This is a genomic window from Acidovorax sp. Leaf160 (assembly GCF_001424265.1).
Classification (GTDB): domain Bacteria; phylum Pseudomonadota; class Gammaproteobacteria; order Burkholderiales; family Burkholderiaceae_C; genus Paracidovorax.
This window is the reverse complement of record NZ_LMOV01000024.1, coordinates 153,605-173,269: the sequence shown is the minus strand read 5'-3', so window position 1 is coordinate 173,269 and position 19,665 is coordinate 153,605. Positions and strand designations below refer to the sequence as shown.

Below are 19,665 nucleotides of genomic sequence, written 5' to 3'. Positions count from 1 at the left end.
GTGGGAGTTTTCATGATCCACCGTCGTCCCTTCCTTCAAGCCTGCGCGGGCGCCGTGCTGCTGGCCAGCGGGGGCGGCTGGCTGCGCCCGGCCTCGGGGGCTGCGGCCACGAAAGTGGCCCTGGTGGTGGGCAACGCCGCCTATCCGGGAAGCGAGCGTCTCAACAACCCGGTGTCGGACGCCAGGCTGACGGCGGAGAACCTGCTCAAGCTCGGTTTCCAGACCACCCTGGTGACCGACCGCACGGCGGTCCAGCTCAAGGGCGATCTGGAGTCGTTCGGGCAGTTGGCGAAGGGGGCGGACGTTGCCGTGCTGTTCTATGCCGGCCACGGGGTCGCGGTGGACAGCACCAACTACCTGCTGCCCGTCGACCAGAGGATGGCCACGGCCACCTCGGTAGAGATGAAGCGCAACGGCATCTCGCTGAAGTGGGTGGAGGCGCTGATCAGCCCCCACCCCAGAGGTGTGGCCTTGATCGTGCTCGACGCCTGCCGCAACCCGCTGATGCGCGGCCTGGCGCAGCAGGGCATGGTGGCCGGCGACCGCCCCGCCCGGGGAACGCTGACGCTGTATTCCACCGCCCCGGGAGCGCTGGCGCGCGACGGCTCCGGCCGCAACAGCGAGTTCAGCGCCGCTTTCAACCGCCATCTCGCCAACCCTGAACTGTCCGTGAAGCAGATCGCTGAATCGACCCAGCGCGACGTGAGCGCCGAGACCGGCGACACGCAGGTGCCCTGGATCCACAGCGGCCTGATCGGCGACGTCAGGCTGTCGAGCGGGCAGGTCGTACAGGCCGCTCCGGCCGCCAAGGCGGGCGCTGCCCGCGGGCTGTCGCGCGGCGCGGGCGGGGAACCGCCCCGTGTGTCCACCCAGTTCTGGAACGAGAACCTGGCCCTGCTGGAAGAGGAGATGCAGTTGGCGGTGCTGAATTTCGACGTCAACAGCCGGCCGGTGCTGGAGCAGCGGGCTGCCGCCGGGGACGTGATGGCGCTGACCATCCTGGGAAGCGTCTATCTGCCCGAAAGCCAGCCAACGCTGCGGGTGCAGCGCAGCGGCCAGGGCCTGTCCGTCGCGCAGGCTGCCCCCCGCAACCGCGCTGCGCCGGCCGACCCGGTCCGCGCGGCGCGCTACCTGGGCAAGGCCGCCGAGCGGCGCTTTCCCATCGCGCAGACGCTGCTGGCCGAACTGCTGGTGGAAGCTCCGGCCGGTGTGCCCCGCGACCTCCAGCGCGCCGAGAACCTGCTGCAGGACGCGGCAGCCACCGGCTACGGCCGTGCCCGGCTGGATCTTCTCTCCCTGCGGAGCCGCCGCGGCAACCTCGGCCCCCAAGACCTGCTGGACAACGCCAAGACACTGCAGCACTACCTGCTGCGTGTGCCAGGTGCGGGCGGGTGAGTCACGGCGCGCCGCTGCCCCGATCTTGCTATTGTTTTAGTAGCTATAGGCGCTTGAAAGACGGGCGCGAGAGCCGGTTTTGATGCCTGATGTGCACCTCGCCTCGCCTGCGGGCCGGGCACGGCGCAAGGACCGGCGCCGCTTTCAGCCGCCGCCATCCGCACGCGCCATCGACAGGTGCCACAGCGATTCTGCTGCCGGCGCCATTTCCGCGCGTTGGCGGTAGAGCCGGATCTCCACCGGCACGTTCCACGCCGCATCGGCCGCGGGGACGAGCGTGCCCGAACGCAGTTCGGTGGCGACAAGGCTTTCGGGCAGCCAGGCCACTCCCCGGCCCTCCAGCGCCATGGCCTTGAGCAGCGCTGCGTGGTGCGCGGTGAAGACCACCGACACGCCCTGCGGCACGGCCGGGGTGCCTGCGCCCGGCACGGGGCTGGCGCCGTCGCCGAACCCACCGAACACGCGCCGCAGCCGCGCCCGCATGATGCGGCCCAGGCCCGACGCCTCGCTGTACGCCAGCACCGGCAGGGGCTCGATCGGGCCGTCGACCGGCGCGGTGCCCGTATCGCCGATGGCATGGCGCGGCGGGCCGCCGGAGCCGCCGCGCGGCGCGCTCACGGGCAGCAGGCGGTCGTCCGCCAGCCGCAGCACGGGGTAGCCGGCGTCGTCGAGCCGGCCCGGCACGTCGGCGTGGCCGTGGCACAGCACGAACTGCACCCGGCGCTGCAGCATCAGGTCTTCGCAAGCGTGCGAGCTGTCGCTCATGGTCTGGATCGGTCCCAGCCGCAGCTGCGATTCCAGCCCGCCCAGCCAGCGCGGGAAGAAGGTGAGCGACAGCACGTGCGTGGCGGCGAACCGCAGGCTGGCCGCGGCTTGGTCGTGCGCGGCCCGGGCCTTGATGCGGGCGGCTTCGAGCCGGGCGAGCAGGTCTTCCAGCAGGGGCTGAAAGCGCTGGCCGGCAGCCGTCAGCGCGGCGGGGTGGGCGCTGCGGTCGAACAGCTCCACGCCCACCCAGTCCTCCAGTGCGCGGATGTGCCGGCTGAAGGCCGGTTGGGCGATGGAGCGGGCCTCGGCCGCGCGCGAGAAATTGCCGGACTCCGCCAGCGCCAGGAAGTCTTCCAGCCATTCCAGATCGAGAGGGCGGTTGCCGGGTCCCATGGTGGTGCGTGTCTCCGCTGCTGGATAGTTGTATGCGTTTCGGGTATTGGACGGGCAGGGGCGGGGCAGGAAATCATGCGTCCCGTACACACCCCAAGCCCACCAGAACGGAGACAGCCAGCATGCCTGCCATCGCGAATTATCGGGGGATCATCCCCGCCATCTCGTGCCCCTTCACGCCCGACCACCGCATCGACGAGCGCGCGCTGCGCAAGCTGGCCTCCTGGCTGGCAGGCCACGAGGGCGTGGTCGCCATCATGACCAACGGCCACACGGGCGAGGTGTTTTCGTTGACGCCTGCCGAACGTGCCGAGGTCACCCGGATCGTGGCCGACGAGCTGAAGGGCCGCTGCCCGGTGATCTCGTCCATCGTCTGCGAAGGGCTGAAGGATGCGGCCGACCATGCCCGCGCCGCGGTCGAGGCCGGCGCCGTGGCGCTGGACGTGATGCCCCCGCACCACTGGCTGCGCTTTGGCTTCACCTCCGGCCACGCGCTGCAGTACTTCGACGCCATCCACCAGGCGGCCCCGCAGGCGGATCTGGTCTGCCACGTCTACCCGGCCTGGACGCGCGCCTCGTATTCGTCGCAACTGCTGGCCGACCTGGCCAGGCTGCCCTATCTGCAGGCCTTCAAGGTGGGCCAGCGCGACATGAACAAGTACGCACGCGACATCCAGGCGATCCGGGAGGCCGATGCGTCCAAGGCCATCCTGACCTGCCACGACGAATACCTGCTCGCCTCCATGGTGCAGGGCGTGGATGGCGCGCTCGTCGGCTTCGCCACCTTCATCCCGCAGCTCATCATCGACCTGTGGAATGCCGTGAAGGCGGGCGACCTCAGGAAGGCCATGGAGGTGCAGGCCGTCATCACCCCGCTGAAGGATGCGGTGTACGGCGGCGGCGAGCCCACCGGCGAAGCCCATGCGCGCATGAAGGGCGGCATGTACCTGGCGGGCGTGATCGACGACGCCACCGTGCGCCCGCCCACCGAAGCGCCAAGCGCCCAGGAAATGGACGCGCTGCGCGCTGCGGTGAAGCAGGCGGGCTTGCTCACGCGCTGAGCGGCAGGTGGAGCCGGGGATTATGAGTCCCTTGCTGCGTGAGTCACAAACCAAGAACCGGAGACAAGACACCATGCAACGCAAGCAATTCCTGTATGCCGCACTGGCCGCCGCAGCGCTGGCGGTGGCGCCCGGCGCCATGGCGCAGACCTATCCCGCCAAGCCTGTGCGGGTGGTCATTCCGTTCCCGCCGGGCGGCACGCTCGACGCGGTGGGGCGCCAGCTGGCGCAGCGCTTAAGCGAGCAGACCGGCCAGTCGTTCGTCATCGAGAACAAGCCCGGCGGCAACGGCGTGATCGGTGGCGACATCGTCGCCAAGGCCCCGGCCGACGGCTACACGCTGCTCTTCAACGCGTCCACCTTCACCACCGCGCCGATGACCATGAAGTCGGTGGCCTACAGCGTGACCAGGGACTTCGCCCCGGTGGCGCTGGTGGCCAAGGCGCCGCTGTCGGTCGCCATCAACAAGAACCTGCCCATCACCGACATCCGGTCGCTCATGGCCTACGCCAAGGCCCACCCCGGCAAGATGACCTTCGCGGTGGGCTCCATCGGCTCGGCCGGGCACCTGTCCACCGAGATGCTCAAGCGCGCCGGCCAGCTCGACTACCTGATCGTGCCGTACAAGGGCACGGCCCCGGCCTTCCAGGACCTGATCGGCGGGCAGATCGACGGCTTCATCGACCCCATCCTCGGCTCGCTCCAGTACCACAAGAGCGGCATGCTGCGGGTGGTGGCGGTCACCTCGGCGCAACGCGCGGCCAGCCTGCCCGACGTGCCCACGGTGGCGGAAACCATTCCCGGCTATGAGTTCTACAGCTGGTATGGGCTCTGGGCGCCGGCCAAAACCCCGCCGGACGTCGTGCAGCGGCTGAACAGCGAGGTGAACAAGGCACTGGCCGGCGACATGAAGGCCAAGCTGCAGGAGCAGGGACTGCTGCTCACCCCGGGCAGCGTGGAAGACTTCGCCCGATTCCAGCAGAGCGACATGGAGCGCTCGCAGAAGATCGTGACGGAAGGGAACATCCGTGTCGAATGACGCGGTGACTCCCGCTGCCCCGCGCCATGCGGTCGTCACCGGCAGCAGCAGCGGCATCGGCCGCGCCATTGCCGAAGCGCTGCTGGATGCGGGCTGGCGCGTGACGGGGCTGGACGTGGCCTTGCCCGCCATCGTGCATGCCGACTTCCGGGCCATGGCGGTCGACCTGGCCGATGGCGGCGCCGTCGGCTCGGCAGCCGCAGCGCTGCCGCCGGTGGATGCGCTGGTGCATGCCGCCGGGGTGCTGCGGGTGGGTCCGCTGGGCCAGCTGGACCATGCCGGGGGCGAGCTGATGTGGCGCCTGCATGTGGATGCCGCCGCGCGGCTGGCCGACGGGCTGGTGCCGGCCATGGCGCGGCGCGGTGCTGGCCGGGTGGTCTTCGTCGGCAGCCGCGTGGCCCAGGGCATGGCAGGCCGCGGGCAGTACGCCGCCACCAAGGCCGCGCTGATCGCGCTGGCCCGCAGCTGGGCGGCCGAGGTGGCGGGGCAGGGCGTGACGGTGAACGTCGTCTCGCCCGCCGCCACGGCCACCGGCATGCTGAGCGACCCGGCCCGCGCCGGCAGCGCGCCGCGCCTGCCGCCCATCGGCCGGCTGATCGATCCGGCCGAGATCGCAGCGCTGGTCGCCTTCCTGCTCTCTCCTTCGGTCGCTGCCATCACCGGCCAGGACATCGCCATCTGCGGCGGCTCGTCGCTGGCCCGCTGACCTGGTGCATTGCCTCCTCTCTTCTCTTGTCTTCTCCTCTCTTTTCCTCCTGAACGCGAGTCCCTCATGAAAATCGTCGATATCCGCGAATCCACCCGCCCGATCCAGTCCGATATCCGCAACGCCTACATCGACTTCTCCAAGATGACGCTGAGCCTGGTGGCCGTGGTCACCGACGTCGTGCGCGACGGCAAGCCGGTGATCGGCTACGGCTTCAACTCCAACGGCCGCTATGGCCAGGGGGCGTTGATGCGCGAGCGCTTCATTCCCCGCGTGCTGGAGGCCGACCCGGCTTCGCTGGTCGATGACACGGGCGAGAACCTGTGCCCGCACAAGATCTGGGCGCGCATGATGATCAACGAGAAGCCGGGCGGCCATGGCGAACGCTCGGTGGCCGTGGGCACCATCGACATGGCCGTGTGGGACGCGGTAGCCAAGATCGCAGGCAAGCCGCTGCACCAGCTGCTGGCCGAGCGCTACGGCGACGGGCAGCCCGCCAACCCGCGCGTCTTCGTCTACGCGGCCGGCGGCTACTACTACCCGGGCAAGGGGCTGGACGGCCTGCGCAAGGAAATGGAAAGCTATCTCGCCCGTGGCTACTCCGTCGTCAAGATGAAGATCGGCGGGGCCTCGCTCGCGGACGACTGCGAGCGCATCGAGTCCGTGCTGAAGATCCTCGGCCCCGGCCAGCAGCTGGCAGTGGACGCCAACGGCCGCTTCGACCTCCAGACCGCCATCGACTACGGCAAGGCCCTGTCGCAGTACCCCCTCTTCTGGTATGAGGAAGCCGGCGACCCGCTCGACTACGAGCTGCAGGCCAGGCTGGGGGAGGTGTACCAGGGCCCGCTGGCCACAGGCGAGAACCTGTTTTCCATGCAGGACGCGCGCAACCTCATCCGCCACGGCGGCATGCGGCCGGACCGCGACTGGCTGCAGTTCGACTGCGCGCTCAGCTACGGCCTCGTCGAATACCTGCGTACGCTGGAGATGCTCCGGGAACACGGCTGGTCCCCGAACCGCTGCATCCCGCACGGCGGGCACCAGATGTCACTGGCCATCGCCGCCGGCCTGGGCCTGGGCGGCAACGAAAGCTACCCGGACCTGTTCCAGCCCTACGGCGGCTTTCCCGACGGGGTGAGGGTGCAGGACGGCTACGTGACGCTGCCGGCGCTGCCGGGCATCGGGTTCGAGGGCAAGTCGGACCTGATCGCGGAGATGCGCGCGCTGGCGTCGTGAGGCTTTTCGGGGCCTGCACCTCGCCGTGGGTCACAGCGCGACACTTCAAGGACCTGCCGGTGCGGCTTTACTGGGCGATGCCACGCCAGCCCGCCGCAGCGGCCGCTCAGTGCATCGGCCGCCCCAGGCGGCGGCTCGCCCGCGATATCCCGTAGTTCACCAGGCAATACAGCGCCGCCACGACCAGGTACACCGGCACCAGCGAGTGGTAGTTGGCGATCAGCACCTTGGCGTTCTGCATCAGCTCGCCATAGGTCACGACGTAGCCGAAGGTGGTGTCCTTGACCACGATCACCAGCTGCGCGACCAGGGCCGGGACGATATAGCGCAGGGCCTGCGGAAAGACGATGGTGAAGAACACCTGCGTGCCCGTCATCCCGAGGCTGCGCGCGGCATCGGTCTGCCCGCGGGGCACGGCCAGCACGCCCGCACGGTAGACCTCGGCCACCACCGCAGCGGTGCTGAAGCCGATGGGCAGGGTCAGCATCCAGTAGGTGCTGAGCTTGACGCCGATGGAAGGCAGCACCAGGAAGCACAGGTAGATCAGCAGCAGGGTGGGCGTGCCCCGCAGGAACTCGATGGCCGCGATGCTGGGCCAGCGCACCAGCCGCAGCCGGGAGAGCCGACCCAGCATCAGCACGAGGCCCAGGCTCAGCGCGATGACGGCGCTCATCGCGGCGGACGCCAGCGTGCCGAGCAGCCCCTTGGCCAGGAAGGCCCATGTCGTCGGCCAGGCGAAGAACTGCCAGTAGCGCGGCTCCAGCTGGCCGGCGGAATGGAACCGGTACGCGATGCCGGCGGCCAGCAGCAGCAGCGCGCCCGCCGCGACGAAGCTGCCGGCGCGCGTGAGCGCCCGCGTGCGCGGGCTGGGCGCGCCGAACAGGGTGTCTTCCAGGGTCCGGCTCATCGCAATATCCGCACTTTCCTGTCCAGCGTGGCACCCGCCCAGGCGATCAGCAGGCCGGTCGCCACGTACATCGCGGCAGCCACCATGAAGGCGGCCATGCCGATGGCGGCGTCGTTGCCCATCTTGGAGACGAGCGCGGTCAGCTCCCGGCCAGGCATCGGCACCTGCGATGCCAGCGACGTGGACAGCATCAGCGCGATGAGCAGCGAGGTGATGGGCTGCACGACCGAGCGCAGCGCCTGCGGCAGCACGATCGAGGAGATCACCCGCGCGGGCCGCATCCCCAGGCTCAGCGCGGCCTCGACCTGCCCCGCGGGAATGGTGTTGATGCCGGTGCGCAGGTAGTCCGCCGTGAACGCGGAGCAGACCAGCGCCAGGGTCAGCACCACGCTGTGCTCGTAGTCGATCACCACCTCCAGGTCGGGCAGCGCGAACACGATGAAGATCAGCAGCGCCACGCTGGGGATGTTGCGGAAGATCTCCACGTAGAACGCGAGGCATGCGCGCAGCGGCGCAAGCGGGAACAGGCGCAGCGCAGCCACCGCCACGCCCAGCGCGAAGCCCGGCACGAACGCCAGGGCGGTGAGCTTCCAGGTCAGCAAAAGGGCCTGCCAGAAGGCAGGCCCTTGGTCGGCCAAGAGCTTGGCGACGTCGCCCATCGTGCGCGGGGGGTTACGGCAAGGCGGGCGGCGTTGGCACGGCCGTGCTGCCGGTGCGCTGGCCGATGGAGATGGTCCAGAGCTTGGCCCAGGTGCCGTCGGCTTCGATCTTCTTCAGGAAGGCGTTGACGAAGGCCACGCCGTCGGAGCCCTTGGGCAGGCCGATGCCGTAGGGGTCCTGCGCGCCGAAGGGGGCGCCTGCCAGCTTCGCGTCGCCGGTGCCCAGGCTCAGGGCGTTGAGCAGCAGGGTGTGGTCGGTCACGTAGGCATCGACGCGGCCCTGGCGCAGGGAATCGAGCGCTTCCTGATGGGTCTGGAATTCCTGCACGGTGCTCTTGGGCGCGAACTGCGCCAGAATCGCCGGGCCCGTGGAGCCAGCCTGGGTGGCGACCTTCTTGCCGGCCAGATCGTTGTACGACTGGATGGCCTTGTTGTTCGACTTGACCAGCACACCGGCCTGCGAGGTGTAGTAGGGCCCTGCGAAGGAAATCTTCTCGGCACGGGCGGGCGTGATGGAATAGGTCGCCATCACCATGTCCACCTGGCCGTTGATGAGCACCTGCTCGCGCGTGGAGGAATTCACCTGCGTGAACTGGATCTTGGAGGCGTCTCCCAGGATGTAGCGCGTGACCAGCTGGGCCAGCCCGGCGTCGAAGCCGCGCATCCTGCCGTCCTTCTCGTTCAGCAGAGAAAACAGGTTCGACGTCTGCGTGCCGCCCAGGCGCAGCGCGCCGGCCTGCTTGATCTTGCTGGCCCAGGGGCTTGCCGCGATGACGTCGGGGCTGGCCACGGGGCCAGCAGCCACCAGGGCGTCGAAAGCCGCCGCATCGATGGGCGTGCCCTGGGCGAGCAGCGAGCCGCTGCCGGCGATCGCCAGCGCAGCCACGGTGGATTTCAGAAGGGTTGTGATCGACATGAAGTGCTCTCTCTCTCGATGTGGGTTGCCAGGGCCGATGTATAGCACTGCCCGGGCCCGGCCGATGTGGGCGGAAGCAGGCAATGGTGGGAATGGATGCGGCTCCGCCTCGTTGGGCCTGGTCTATGCGGCCTATGCGGCCTATGCGGCCGACGTGGCCTAAGCGGGCCTAAGCGGGCCTGCCAGCCTCCACCAGCTTCACCATCACCCACAAAGCCCGGTTCATCGGGGTGGGCACGCCGCTCGCCTGGCCGCGCTGCACCACGTAGCCGTTGAGGTGGTCGATCTCGCTGGGCTTGCCGCGTGCCAGGTCCTGCGCGGTGGAAGACAGCTGCCCCGGCATGGTGGCGGCGATGCCGCGCACGGCGGAATGCACGTCGCCCGGCAGCCGGACGCCGTCCGCCTCCGCGACGGCCAGGCATTCGGCCACCACGTCCGCGATCACGTCCGCCACCCCGGGAGCCCGGGCCAGCCGGCCATAGGGCATCTGCGACACCGCGGACAGCGCGTTGTAGGCGCAGTTGATGACCAGCTTGGCCCACAGCGCGCCGCGCACGTTGTCCGACACGTCGGTGGCGATGCCGGCGGCGTTGAACTGCTGCGCCACGGCGGCGCTGCGCGGCGACGGTGCGATCACGAGCTCGCCCCGGCCGTGGTGGCGCACGTGGCCCGGTCCGGCCATTTCCGTGGCCACGTACACCACGGCAGCGGCCACGGAGTGGGCATTGCCCAGCACCGCCTGCACGCGCTCGTCGTTGTCCACGCCGTTTTGCAGCGTCAGCACCAGCGCGCCCGGGCTGAGATGCGGCCGGATGTGATGCGCCGCCTCTTCGGTGTCGGTGGATTTCACACAGAACAGCACCACGTCCGCCCCGTTCACCGCGCTGACGTCGGTGGTGGCGGCCATCGGCACCTGTTCGTCCAGCGTCGCAGTCTGCAGGCGAAGGCCGCGGGCATTGACTTGCTCGACATGCGCCTGGCGCCCGATCAGGGTGACCGCATGGCCGGCGCGGGCCAGCAGGGCGCCGAAGTAGCAACCCACGGCCCCGGCGCCCATGACGGCGACGCGCAGCAGCGGGGCGGTGGACGAAGAGGGTGTTGCAGGCGAGGCGGTCATGGTGGAAGCGGTCTCCTTGGGGCCGGTCGATCGTACGCCGACCACGGTCCTGCCGGGTGCCAGAAATTGCGCAAGGCCTGCAAGCGGTGGCTGCAAGACCAGGGGTCGGGGGGAACCACGAAGGCCGAGGCTTGGATAGGGTTCCACCACCACCACGCCAGCCTGAGCATCGCGGCCTATGGCTCCCCGACAGCCTGGCAACTGCGCCATTCAGACGCCATCGGTTAAAAAACACCCTGACCTCGGGCTCCGGACGCTCCGTGGCCCTTCACCTTTCGATTGCCTGTCACCCGACCGTGGTGTTAATCCGGTAGTGGCCGCCGCCTGGGCACCGCACCATCGGCACCATGAAACTGCTGCTTGTCGAGGACGACTTTGATCTCTCAGGCGTTTTGAGCCGCAGCCTCGGCATGCGCGGCTTCGACGTGCTCGTGTGTTCCGACGGGCTGGAGGCGCTGGCCATCGCGCGCAAGCGGTCGTTCGACGTGGTCGTGCTCGACCTCACGCTGCCGCATCTCGACGGCCTGGAGCTGCTCGAACGCCTGCGCTCGGGCGGCGACACCACGCCGGTGCTGGTGCTCACGGCACGGGGCGGGCTGGGCGAGCGTATCGCCGGGCTCAACGGCGGTGCGGACGACTACTTGGTCAAGCCCTTCGACCTGGAGGAACTGGCGGCGCGGCTGCATGCCCTCACGCGGCGCATCGGGCGCAACGGCCAGCTGCGCTGCGGCCTGCTGCGCCACGAAGCGGACGCGGGGGTTTTCTACCATTCCGACGTGCCGCTGGATCTGTCGCCGCGCGAGGGCGAACTGCTGCGCACGCTCATGCAGCGGATCGACCGAGTGGTACCGCGCGAGGCGCTGCGCACCGCGGTATTCGGCAGCGAGGACGCGGTGCAGGCCGACGCGATCGAGGTGCTGGTGCATCGCCTGCGCAAGAAGATCGCCGGCACCAACGCCGAGATCCTGACGCTGCGCGGCGTCGGCTACCTGCTCTGCGACGACGCCAGCCAGGCGGCGCAGCGGAGCGCCCGGTGACCATCGCCCCGGCCTCGCCGGCCCGGCGGCTGGGGTACCCGGCCTCGCTGCAGGGCCAGTTGCTGGCATCGCTACTGGTGCCGCTCTGGGGCCTGGTGCTGCTCGCGGCCGCGTGGCGCGTGCTGGTCGTCCACCAGCAACTCGGCCAGGCGCAAGACGCCCGCTTGCACGCCGCGCTGACGGCGCTGGCGCAGGAGATCGACGGCGTGTCCGGCAACGCATCCGTCCAGGCGTCCGGCGGTTCGCGCGGTGCAGCGCAGGCTGCTGCCGGGCAGCTGGTCGTGCGGATTGGCGCGGCCGACGGGACATGGCAGGCCGGCGAGCGCGACTGGGCCGCCTATCCCTGGCCGCAAAGCCTCTCCACGCCCGACGTGACCCATTTCTACACCAGCCATCTGCACGGCACCGTGTTGCGGGCCGCGGCCCGGCGGCATGCGGCACCGGCCGGGGCGGTGCAGGGCGGGTCGCCACAAGATGCTGGCCCGGTGCTGCTGCAGGTGGGCCTCCCGCTGATCCAGCGCTGGCCCGCTGCGGGCACCTTCCTGGCGGGCACGTCGGCCCTCGTGCTTGCGGCAGCGGTTGCGCTGTCCTTGGCGGCCTGGGCCGCGGTCGCGCTCGCCATGCGGCGGCTGCAGCGGGCGGTGGACACGCTGGGGCAGCCGGCGCCGGAAGGCCCGCCGGCCGAGGTGCCGTCCGAGCTGCGCGCGCTCTCGCTGCAGGTGCGGGCCGTGTACCGCAGCGAACACGACTGGGTGGACCAGCAGCGGCGGTTCCTGGCCGAGGCCTCGCACCAGCTGCGTACGCCGATGGCGGTGCTGCGCACCCAGCTGCAGTCGGCCATCGACGGCACGGTGGCGGTCCGCGAGGTACTGCCGCAGATGCTGCATACGGTGGACCGCGCCACCGGACTCGCCAACCAGCTGCTGAGCCTGACCAAGCTCGAACAGATCAAGCGCGCGGGCGGGCTCCGGCCGGTCGACGTCCGGGCCGCAGCACGGGACGCGGTGATGGAGCTGTCGCCGCTGATCGCCGCCAAGCGGCTGGATTTCTCGCTCGACGAAGCGGCCGTAGAAGCACCGGCTGACGCCGTCATGCTCGGCGAGCTGCTGCGCAACCTGCTGGCCAACGCCATCCACCACACGCCCTACGGCGGCCGCCTGGGTGTCCTGCTGCGCACGGGCGCCGCGGGGCCGGAACTGGTGGTCTGGGACGAAGGGCCGGGCGTGGACGACGCCGTGGTTCCCCGCCTGTTCCAGGCGTTCACCGCGACCAAGGGCGGGGTGGGCCTGGGCCTGTCGATCTGCCGGCAGATCGCGGAGGCCATGGGCGCTGCCATCCAGCTCTACAACCGCATCGACCAGGGGCGGATCGTCGGTGTCGACGCCGTCGTGGCCTGGGGCCAGGGGCCCTGACCCGCACTGGCGCAGTCGCAGGCCCTGCACCCCGCCGACGCCCCCTCCCGCCATTCCTTCTGTTTCCGTTCCCAGAAAGACTTTTCCATGTCCACTCTCCGCTTTTCCTTCGGTGCCATGGCGCTGGCCACCCTGGCTGGCGCCGGCACCGCGGCCCACGCCCAGGGCGCCGGCCAGCTCAACGTGATCTGCTCCGTGCAGGATGCATGGTGCTCGTCCATCGCCTCGGCCTTCGCGCGTTCCTCGGGCATCAAGGTCAACATGGTCAAGCGAGGGTCGGGCGAAGCCCTGGCGCAGCTGACCGCCGAGCGCGCCAATCCCAAAACGGACGTATGGTTCGGCGGCACCGGCGACCCGCACCTGCAGGCCGCCGAACTCGACCTCACGCAGGAGTACAAGTCGCCCAGCCTGGGCCAGCTGCACGGCTGGGCGCAGGAGCAGGCGCGGCAGTCGTCCTACCGCACGGTCGGCGTGTACTCCGGTCCGCTGGGTTTCGCCTACAACACGGAGCTGCTGGCCAAGAAGAAGCTTCCGGTGCCCAAGTGCTGGAGCGACCTGTTGAACCCTGCCTTCAAGGGCGAACTGCAGGTGGCGAACCCGGCGAGCTCCGGCACCGCCTACACCATGGTCGCCACGCTGGTGCAGCTGATGGGCGAGGACAAGGCCATCGACTACCTGAAGGGCCTTCACAGAAACGTGAGCCAGTACACCCGCTCGGGCACCGGGCCGATCAAGGCGGTAGCGCGGGGCGAGGCGGCGGTCTCCGTCAGCTTCCTGCAGGACGCGCCGGGTGAGCGGATGCAGGGCTTTCCGATCATGACGAACACGCCCTGCGAAGGTACCGGCGCCGAGGTCGGGTCCATGTCCATCATCAAGGGCTCCCGCAACCTCGAAAACGCCAAGAAGTTCTACGAATGGGCGCTGACACCCGCCGCGCAGCAGCTCGGCGTGGCGGCCAAGCAGTTCCATCTGCAGTCCAACGCGGCGACACCGCTCGATCCGGACATTCCGGACTTCTCGAAGATCAAGTTCATCCGCTACGACTACGCCAAGTACGGCAAGACGGCCGAACGCAAGCGCTTGATCGAGCGCTGGGAACGCGACGTGAACTCCCTGCCGCGCTGATGCCCGCGCCATGTTCCCGATGAAAACCCATCACAACGGCGTGATCGCGCTGTGGGCGGCGCTCGGGCTGAGCGCCTTCATCCTGCTGCCGTGGCACACGATTCCAGACGGCATCCTGTCACTGCAGGGCTGGGGCGAACTCGTGGGTGGCCACGACAGCTCCAGCGGCCTGGCGCAGTCGCTGCTGCACGGCCGGCCCTGGTTGCTGGCGGCGGCGGTGGCGCTGCTGCTCGCGGGTGCCGCGGCCACCCGGGGGCCGACCCGCGCCCAGGGCCGGCTGCTGTTCGGCGCCGGCGCGCTGGGCATCCTGGTCCTGCTCGCGCAGGGCTTCGCCATCGGCTCGCCCGTGTCTGCCGATGCGGCGGCGCAGAACGGCGGGCTTGCCGCACTGCTGGCGGGGCCGGGTGCGTCGCAGCCGGGCTTCGGCTGGGGCGCGGCGGTGGTGCTGCTGGCGCTGGTGGTCCTCGCCGCCTTCGGCCTGGCGCGGCTGGGTGCCTTCCGGGGCGACCTGTTCGTGGGCGCGTGCGTGCTGGTCTCGGCCGGCCTGCTGCTGCTTTTCGTGGTGTACCCGGTGCTGCGCACGCTGTCGGGCGCATTCGTCGAGGGGGACGGGCGCTTCGGCCTCTCGGCGGCAATGGCGCGCCTGGCGTCCCCGCGCATCTGGGGCCTGGGCTGTCTCCATTCGGATCTGCAGTGCGGCGTGGCCTGGAACACGCTTTTCCTGGGCGTAGTGATCGGGGCCGGTACCACGGTGCTCGGTACGCTGCTGGCGCTCATCGACGACCGGACCGATTCGCGCATCCGCGGCGCGCTGCGCATCCTGGCGCCGCTGCCGATAGTCACGCCGCCGTTCGTGGTGGGACTGGGGCTGATCCTGCTGTTTGGCCGCGCGGGCCTGGTCAACCAGGGGCTGGAATGGGCTTTCGGCGTCACCCCGTCGCGCTGGTTCTACGGTGCCTTTGGCGTGGCGCTGGCGCAGATGTTCGCCTTCACGCCGATTGCCTACATGATCATGCGCGGCGTGGTGCAGGGCATCGGCCCCTCGCTGGAAGAGGCCTCGCAGACGCTGGGCGCGTCCCGCTGGGACACTTTCCGGAAAGTCACGCTGCCGCTGCTCAAGCCCGGGCTCGCCAACGCCTTCCTGGTCGGTTTCATCGAGAGCATCGCCGACTTCGGCAATCCGATCGTGGTGGGTGGGCAGTTCTCGGTGCTGTCGACCGAGGTGTTCTTCGCCATCGTGGGCGCCCAGTTCGACCAGGGCCGTGCGGCGACGCTGGCCTGGCTGCTGACGCTGTTCGCGCTCGCTGCCTTCGCGCTGCAGCGCGGGCTGCTCGGCCGCAAGAACTACGTCACGCTTTCAGGCAAGGGCGATGCGGGCATCCCGATGCGCCTGCCCGACGGCGTACGCCGGGTGGCGCTGGCGGTGACGGTGCCGTGGCTGCTGTTCACCGCCGTGGTGTATGTCTTCGCCTTCAGCGGCGGCTTCGTGAAGACCTGGGGGCGCGACTACACCCCGACGCTCGCGCACTTCCGCTCGGCCTTCGGCATGGCCTGGGAAGGCGGGCTGCAGCTGACCGGCATCGGCTGGCCCTCGCTGACCACCACGCTCGAGCTGGCGGCGATTGCCGCCCCGCTCACGGCCGCGCTCGGTCTGGCGATCGCCTGGCTGCTGACGCGCGTGCAGTTCCGCGGCCGCAACCTGTTCGAGTTCTCGGCGCTGCTGGCCTTCGCGATTCCCGGAACGGTGCTGGGGGTGAGCTACATCCTGGCCTTCAACGTGCCCCCCTTCGAGCTGACCGGCACCAGCCTGGTCATCGTGCTGTGCTTCCTGTTCCGCAACCTGCCCGTCGGGGTGCGGGCGGGCGTCGCCGCGTTCAAGCAGCTCGATCCGTCGCTGGAAGAGGCCTCGGTCATGCTGCGGGCCGGCACGGCGCGCACGCTGCGTACGGTGGTGCTCCCGCTGCTCAAGCCTGCGCTCGCCGCGTCGCTGATCTACGGCTTCGTGCGCTCGGTCACCACCGTGTCGGCGGTGATCTTCCTCGTCACCGCAGAGACTGAGCTGGCCACCACGTTCATCATCGGGCGGGTGGGGCAGGGCGACTACGGCGTGGCGCTGGCCTACAGCACCGTGCTGATCGTGGCCATGGGCCTCGTGACTGCGGCCATCCAGTGGACCGTGGGCGGCCGCAAGCTGGGCCGGCGGAGCGCTGCGGGGGCGGCGCGATGACGCCGGCTTTCTACCCCGCACGCCGCGCAGGCCCGGCGCCCCAACCCGAACACCTCCAGGAGTCCCCATGAACGGCATCGAATTCCGCAACGTCTCCAAGCGCTACGGCACGTCGGCCTCCTCGCCGACGGTCGTGGACCGCATCAGCTTCACGGTACCGCGCGGCACCCTGACCACCATCCTGGGCCCCTCGGGCTGCGGCAAGACCACCACGCTGCGCATGATCGCCGGGCTGGAAACCCCCAGCGCGGGCGAGATTTGGATCGACGGCCGGGACGTCACGCGGCTCGGCCCTGCCCAGCGCAACGTGAGCCTGGTGTTCCAGAGCTACGCGCTGTTCCCGCACATGACCGTGATCGACAACGTCGCCTACGGGCTGCGCATGTCGGGCATGCCTGCGCGCGAGGCGACCGCCAAGGCGGCCGCGATGATCGACACGGTGGGCCTGCACGGTCTGAACACGCGCATGCCCAGTGAACTCTCGGGCGGCCAGCAGCAGCGGGTCGCGCTGGCGCGTGCTCTGGCGTTGGAGCCGGCGGTGCTGCTGTTCGACGAACCACTGTCCAACCTGGACGCGCGCCTGCGCCGCGCGATGCGCGAGGAGATCCGGGCGCTGCAGCAGCGCCTGAAACTCACCGTGGCCTACGTCACCCACGACCAGAGCGAGGCGCTGGCGGTGAGCGACCAGATCATCGTGATGAACCAGGGCGTCATCGCCCAGCGCGGCACGCCCGCCCAGCTGTACGAGTCCCCGTGTTCCGAATTCGTGGCGGGCTTCATGGGCGAGGCGATGCTGTTCGACGGCACCTGTACCGGCGACGGCCATGCGAGCCTGCCGCCGTTGCGGGTGCGCACCGCGGACGGGATGGCCGCCGGCCCGGTCAAGATCGCCGTGCGCCCCGAGGCGTGGCGCATTCGTCCTGCGGGCACCGAAGGACTCGCGGCGCGCCTGACCAAGCGCACCTACCTGGGCAACGTGATGGAGTACACCCTGAGCACCGCGCTCGGCGAGATCTTCGTGGTATCGCCCGAGGTGTCGCAGCCCTTGAGCGTGGGCGCGCCGGTGAGCCTGGAACTGGCGCCGCACGGCGTGTCGGTGGTGGCGGCCGCCTGAGGAGGTCACAGGCGGCGTGTGCCGGGCATCCGGCCCGGCCGGCCGGCGGCAGCCAACGCGCATGAAAAAGGCGCCCCTCCCGTGGCCGGGAGGGGCGCCTGCCTGTTGCGCCGGAAAAGATTACAGCGAGTCGATGAAGCTGCGCAGCTTGTCGCTGCGGCTGGGGTGCTTCAGCTTGCGCAGCGCCTTGGCTTCTATCTGGCGGATGCGCTCGCGGGTTACGTCGAATTGCTTGCCGACTTCTTCCAGCGTGTGGTCGGTGGACATTTCGATGCCGAAGCGCATGCGCAGCACCTTGGCTTCGCGCGGCGTCAGGCCGTCCAGGATGTCCTTGACCACGTCGCGCAGGCCGGCCTGCATGGCGGCATCGATGGGGGCGGTGTTGGCGCCGTCCTCGATGAAGTCGCCCAGGTGGCTGTCGTCGTCGTCGCCGATCGGCGTTTCCATGGAGATCGGCTCCTTGGCGATCTTCATGATCTTGCGGATCTTGTCTTCCGGGATCTCCATCTTCGCAGCCAGGATGGACGCGTCGGGCTCGAAACCGAATTCCTGCAGATGCTGGCGCGAGATGCGGTTCATCTTGTTGATCGTCTCGATCATGTGCACCGGGATCCGGATGGTGCGCGCCTGGTCGGCGATCGAGCGCGTGATGGCCTGGCGGATCCACCACGTGGCGTAGGTCGAGAACTTGTAGCCCCGGCGGTATTCGAACTTGTCCACCGCCTTCATCAGGCCGATGTTGCCTTCCTGGATCAGGTCGAGGAACTGCAGGCCGCGGTTGGTGTACTTCTTGGCGATGGAGATCACCAGGCGCAGGTTGGCCTCGATCATTTCCTTCTTCGCGTCGCGCGAAGAGGTTTCGCCATCGTTCATGCGCTTGTTGATGCCCTTGAGTTCAGGCAGCGGCACCACGACGCGGGCCTGCAGGTCCATCAGGCGCTGCTGCAGTTCCTGCACCGGCGGAATATTGCGCTGCAGCACGGTGCTCCAGGGCTTGCCGGCGGCGGCCTGCTTCTCGACCCACTTCAGGTTCAGCAGGTTGGGCGGGAATTCCTTGATGAACACGTCCTGGGGCATGCCGCACTTGTCCACGATGATGCGGCGCAGCTCGCGTTCCTTCTTGCGCACGTCGTCCACCTGCGCGCGCACCATGTCGCACAGCTTCTCGATGGTCTTGGCGGTGAAGCGGATGGTCATCAGCTCGGCCGACAGGGCCTGCTGGGCCTTCATGTAGGCCGGCGTGCCGTAGCCTTCCTTGTCGTAGATCTTGTGGACCTTCTCGAACAGCTCGCGCATGGTGTCGAAGCGCGACAGCGCTTCGCGCTTGAGTTCTTCCAGCTTCTTGGTCAGCGCCTTGGAGCCGCCCTTGCCGTCGTCGTCGTCCTCCTCGTCGAATTCGTCGAAGTCCTCCTCGGCCACGTAGTCGTCGGCTTCGTTGGGGTTGGAGAAGCCGTCCACGATGGTGGAGATGACGACCTTGCCTTCGCGGATCTCCTCGCCCATCTTCAGGATTTCAGCGATGGTGGCGGGCGATGCGCTGATCGCCTCCATCATGTCCTGCAGGCCGCCTTCGATGCGCTTGGCGATCTCGATTTCGCCTTCGCGCGTCAGCAGCTCGACGGTGCCCATTTCGCGCATGTACATGCGGACCGGGTCGGTCGTGCGGCCGAATTCGCTGTCCACGGTGGACAGTGCGGCTTCGGCTTCTTCCTCGGCTTCCTCGACCGTGGCGGCCGTGGGCGTCACGTTGTTCTGGAACAGCGTTTCGGCGTCGGGCGTCTGCTCGTAGACGGCCACACCCATGTCGCCCAGCATGGCGACCACGACTTCCATCGTTTCGGCATCGACCAGCTTGTCGGGCAAGTGGTCGGAGATTTCGACTTGCGTCAGGTAGCCGCGCGTCTTGCCCAGGGTGATCAGGGTCTTCAGGCGCGAACGGCGCTTGGCCAGGTCCTCTTCGGACAGGACCGTTTCGTCCAGGCCGAATTCCTTCATCAAGGCGCGTTCCTTCGCCTTGCTGATCTTCATGCGCAGCGGCTTGACCTTCTCGGCAGGCGCAGCGGCGGCGGCGGCCACCTCGGGTTCCGCCTCGACTTCGCCTTCCAGGTCGGATTCGATGTCCGACAGGTCAGCGTCGTCGCCGCCCTCGGAGTCATCGGCCTTGGGCTTGCGGCCGCGCTTGGCGGGCGTCTTGGCAGCGGCAGTGGCGGTGCCGGCAGCCTTGGCGGGACGGCCGGGGCGCTTCTTCGGCGTGTCTTCGCCTTCGTCGGCGGCAGCGGGGGCGGCGGCCTTGACGCGGACTGGCTTTTTCTTCAGCAATTCATCGGCAGCTTTGATGAGCTCGGCAGAACTTTTCACGGGTGAGGTCTTGACAGTGTTGGCTGCGGCACGGGGAGCGGGCGGGGCGGCCACGGCTTTCGCGGTCGCTTTCACAGCGGATTTGGAAACGGCCTTGGCGGCGGTGCCTGCAGCGGACTTGGGCGACTTCTCGGGCTTTTGAGCGGGCATGGGCAACCTCAGGATCAAAGACGGACAGAAAGAAACGCAAGCGCCACG

General features: G+C 69.1%; 16 protein-coding genes. 10 read left to right on the top strand and 6 right to left on the bottom strand.

The annotated features are described in order from the left end of the window. The first annotated feature begins 12 nt into the window (after nucleotides 1-12). Nucleotides 13-1,395, top strand: a complete 1,383-nt coding sequence (locus ASF94_RS14355) for a caspase family protein (RefSeq protein WP_082493305.1) — start codon at nucleotides 13-15, stop codon at nucleotides 1,393-1,395. A 144-nt stretch (nucleotides 1,396-1,539) separates the two neighbouring features. Here ASF94_RS14355 and ASF94_RS14350 read toward each other — a convergent pair whose 3' ends face one another. Next, nucleotides 1,540-2,553, bottom strand: a complete 1,014-nt coding sequence (locus ASF94_RS14350) for a LysR family transcriptional regulator (RefSeq protein ID WP_056667677.1) — start codon at nucleotides 2,551-2,553, stop codon at nucleotides 1,540-1,542. A 122-nt stretch (nucleotides 2,554-2,675) separates the two neighbouring features. Between ASF94_RS14350 and ASF94_RS14345 the strand changes: the two genes are divergently transcribed. From ASF94_RS14345 to ASF94_RS14330, 4 genes are all read left to right on the top strand, one after another. Next, a complete protein-coding gene (locus ASF94_RS14345; RefSeq protein ID WP_056667674.1) occupies nucleotides 2,676-3,614 on the top strand; it encodes a dihydrodipicolinate synthase family protein in 939 nt (312 codons plus the stop codon). A gap of 73 nt (nucleotides 3,615-3,687) precedes the next feature. Beyond that, nucleotides 3,688-4,653, top strand: coding sequence for a tripartite tricarboxylate transporter substrate binding protein (locus tag ASF94_RS14340; protein WP_056667672.1), 966 nt, complete (start codon nucleotides 3,688-3,690; stop codon nucleotides 4,651-4,653). Then, a complete protein-coding gene (locus tag ASF94_RS14335) occupies nucleotides 4,643-5,359 on the top strand; it encodes an SDR family NAD(P)-dependent oxidoreductase (protein ID WP_056667669.1) in 717 nt (238 codons plus the stop codon). Before ASF94_RS14340 ends, ASF94_RS14335 begins: the two co-directional genes overlap by 11 nt. Nucleotides 5,360-5,425: 66 nt before the next feature. Further along, nucleotides 5,426-6,595, top strand: a complete 1,170-nt coding sequence (locus tag ASF94_RS14330) for a mandelate racemase/muconate lactonizing enzyme family protein (protein WP_056667665.1) — start codon at nucleotides 5,426-5,428, stop codon at nucleotides 6,593-6,595. A 106-nt stretch (nucleotides 6,596-6,701) separates the two neighbouring features. Here ASF94_RS14330 and ASF94_RS14325 read toward each other — a convergent pair whose 3' ends face one another. The 4 genes from ASF94_RS14325 to ASF94_RS14310 all read right to left on the bottom strand — a co-directional run bounded on the left by ASF94_RS14325 (nucleotide 6,702) and on the right by ASF94_RS14310 (nucleotide 10,194). Beyond that, nucleotides 6,702-7,502, bottom strand: a complete 801-nt coding sequence (locus ASF94_RS14325; RefSeq protein ID WP_056667662.1) for an amino acid ABC transporter permease — start codon at nucleotides 7,500-7,502, stop codon at nucleotides 6,702-6,704. After that, a complete protein-coding gene (locus ASF94_RS14320; RefSeq protein ID WP_056667659.1) occupies nucleotides 7,499-8,161 on the bottom strand; it encodes an amino acid ABC transporter permease in 663 nt (220 codons plus the stop codon). The genes ASF94_RS14325 and ASF94_RS14320 overlap by 4 nt, the downstream gene beginning before the upstream one ends. A 13-nt stretch (nucleotides 8,162-8,174) precedes the next feature. Next, nucleotides 8,175-9,077 (bottom strand): glutamate ABC transporter substrate-binding protein, encoded by a 903-nt coding sequence (locus ASF94_RS14315; RefSeq protein WP_056667657.1) that lies wholly within the window; start codon nucleotides 9,075-9,077, stop codon nucleotides 8,175-8,177. 169 nt (nucleotides 9,078-9,246) lie between these two features. Next, entirely contained in the window at nucleotides 9,247-10,194 is a 948-nt protein-coding gene (locus ASF94_RS14310) for a ketopantoate reductase family protein (protein WP_056667654.1), read from the bottom strand. Between the two features lie 347 nt (nucleotides 10,195-10,541). On the opposite strand from ASF94_RS14310, the gene ASF94_RS14305 reads away from it, so the two are divergent. The 5 genes from ASF94_RS14305 to ASF94_RS14285 all read left to right on the top strand — a co-directional run bounded on the left by ASF94_RS14305 (nucleotide 10,542) and on the right by ASF94_RS14285 (nucleotide 17,109). After that, the gene (locus ASF94_RS14305; RefSeq protein ID WP_056667651.1) at nucleotides 10,542-11,231 is read left to right on the top strand and encodes a response regulator transcription factor; all 690 of its coding nucleotides are present in this window, start codon (nucleotides 10,542-10,544) and stop codon (nucleotides 11,229-11,231) included. Further along, the gene (locus ASF94_RS14300) at nucleotides 11,228-12,643 is read left to right on the top strand and encodes a HAMP domain-containing sensor histidine kinase (protein ID WP_056667647.1); all 1,416 of its coding nucleotides are present in this window, start codon (nucleotides 11,228-11,230) and stop codon (nucleotides 12,641-12,643) included. The genes ASF94_RS14305 and ASF94_RS14300 overlap by 4 nt, the downstream gene beginning before the upstream one ends. Nucleotides 12,644-12,730: 87 nt before the next feature. Then, nucleotides 12,731-13,768 (top strand): ABC transporter substrate-binding protein, encoded by a 1,038-nt coding sequence (locus ASF94_RS14295; protein ID WP_082493304.1) that lies wholly within the window; start codon nucleotides 12,731-12,733, stop codon nucleotides 13,766-13,768. Between the two features lie 19 nt (nucleotides 13,769-13,787). Beyond that, the gene (locus ASF94_RS14290; protein WP_056668129.1) at nucleotides 13,788-15,995 is read left to right on the top strand and encodes an iron ABC transporter permease; all 2,208 of its coding nucleotides are present in this window, start codon (nucleotides 13,788-13,790) and stop codon (nucleotides 15,993-15,995) included. Nucleotides 15,996-16,062: 67 nt separating this feature from the next. Continuing rightward, nucleotides 16,063-17,109 carry an ABC transporter ATP-binding protein gene (locus ASF94_RS14285; protein ID WP_056667644.1) on the top strand — a complete coding sequence of 349 codons (1,047 nt, stop codon included), beginning with the start codon at nucleotides 16,063-16,065 and terminating at the stop codon, nucleotides 17,107-17,109. A 120-nt stretch (nucleotides 17,110-17,229) separates the two neighbouring features. Here ASF94_RS14285 and rpoD read toward each other — a convergent pair whose 3' ends face one another. Beyond that, nucleotides 17,230-19,617, bottom strand: a complete 2,388-nt coding sequence (gene rpoD / locus ASF94_RS14280; RefSeq protein WP_056667642.1) for an RNA polymerase sigma factor RpoD — start codon at nucleotides 19,615-19,617, stop codon at nucleotides 17,230-17,232. Nucleotides 19,618-19,665 lie beyond the last annotated feature (48 nt).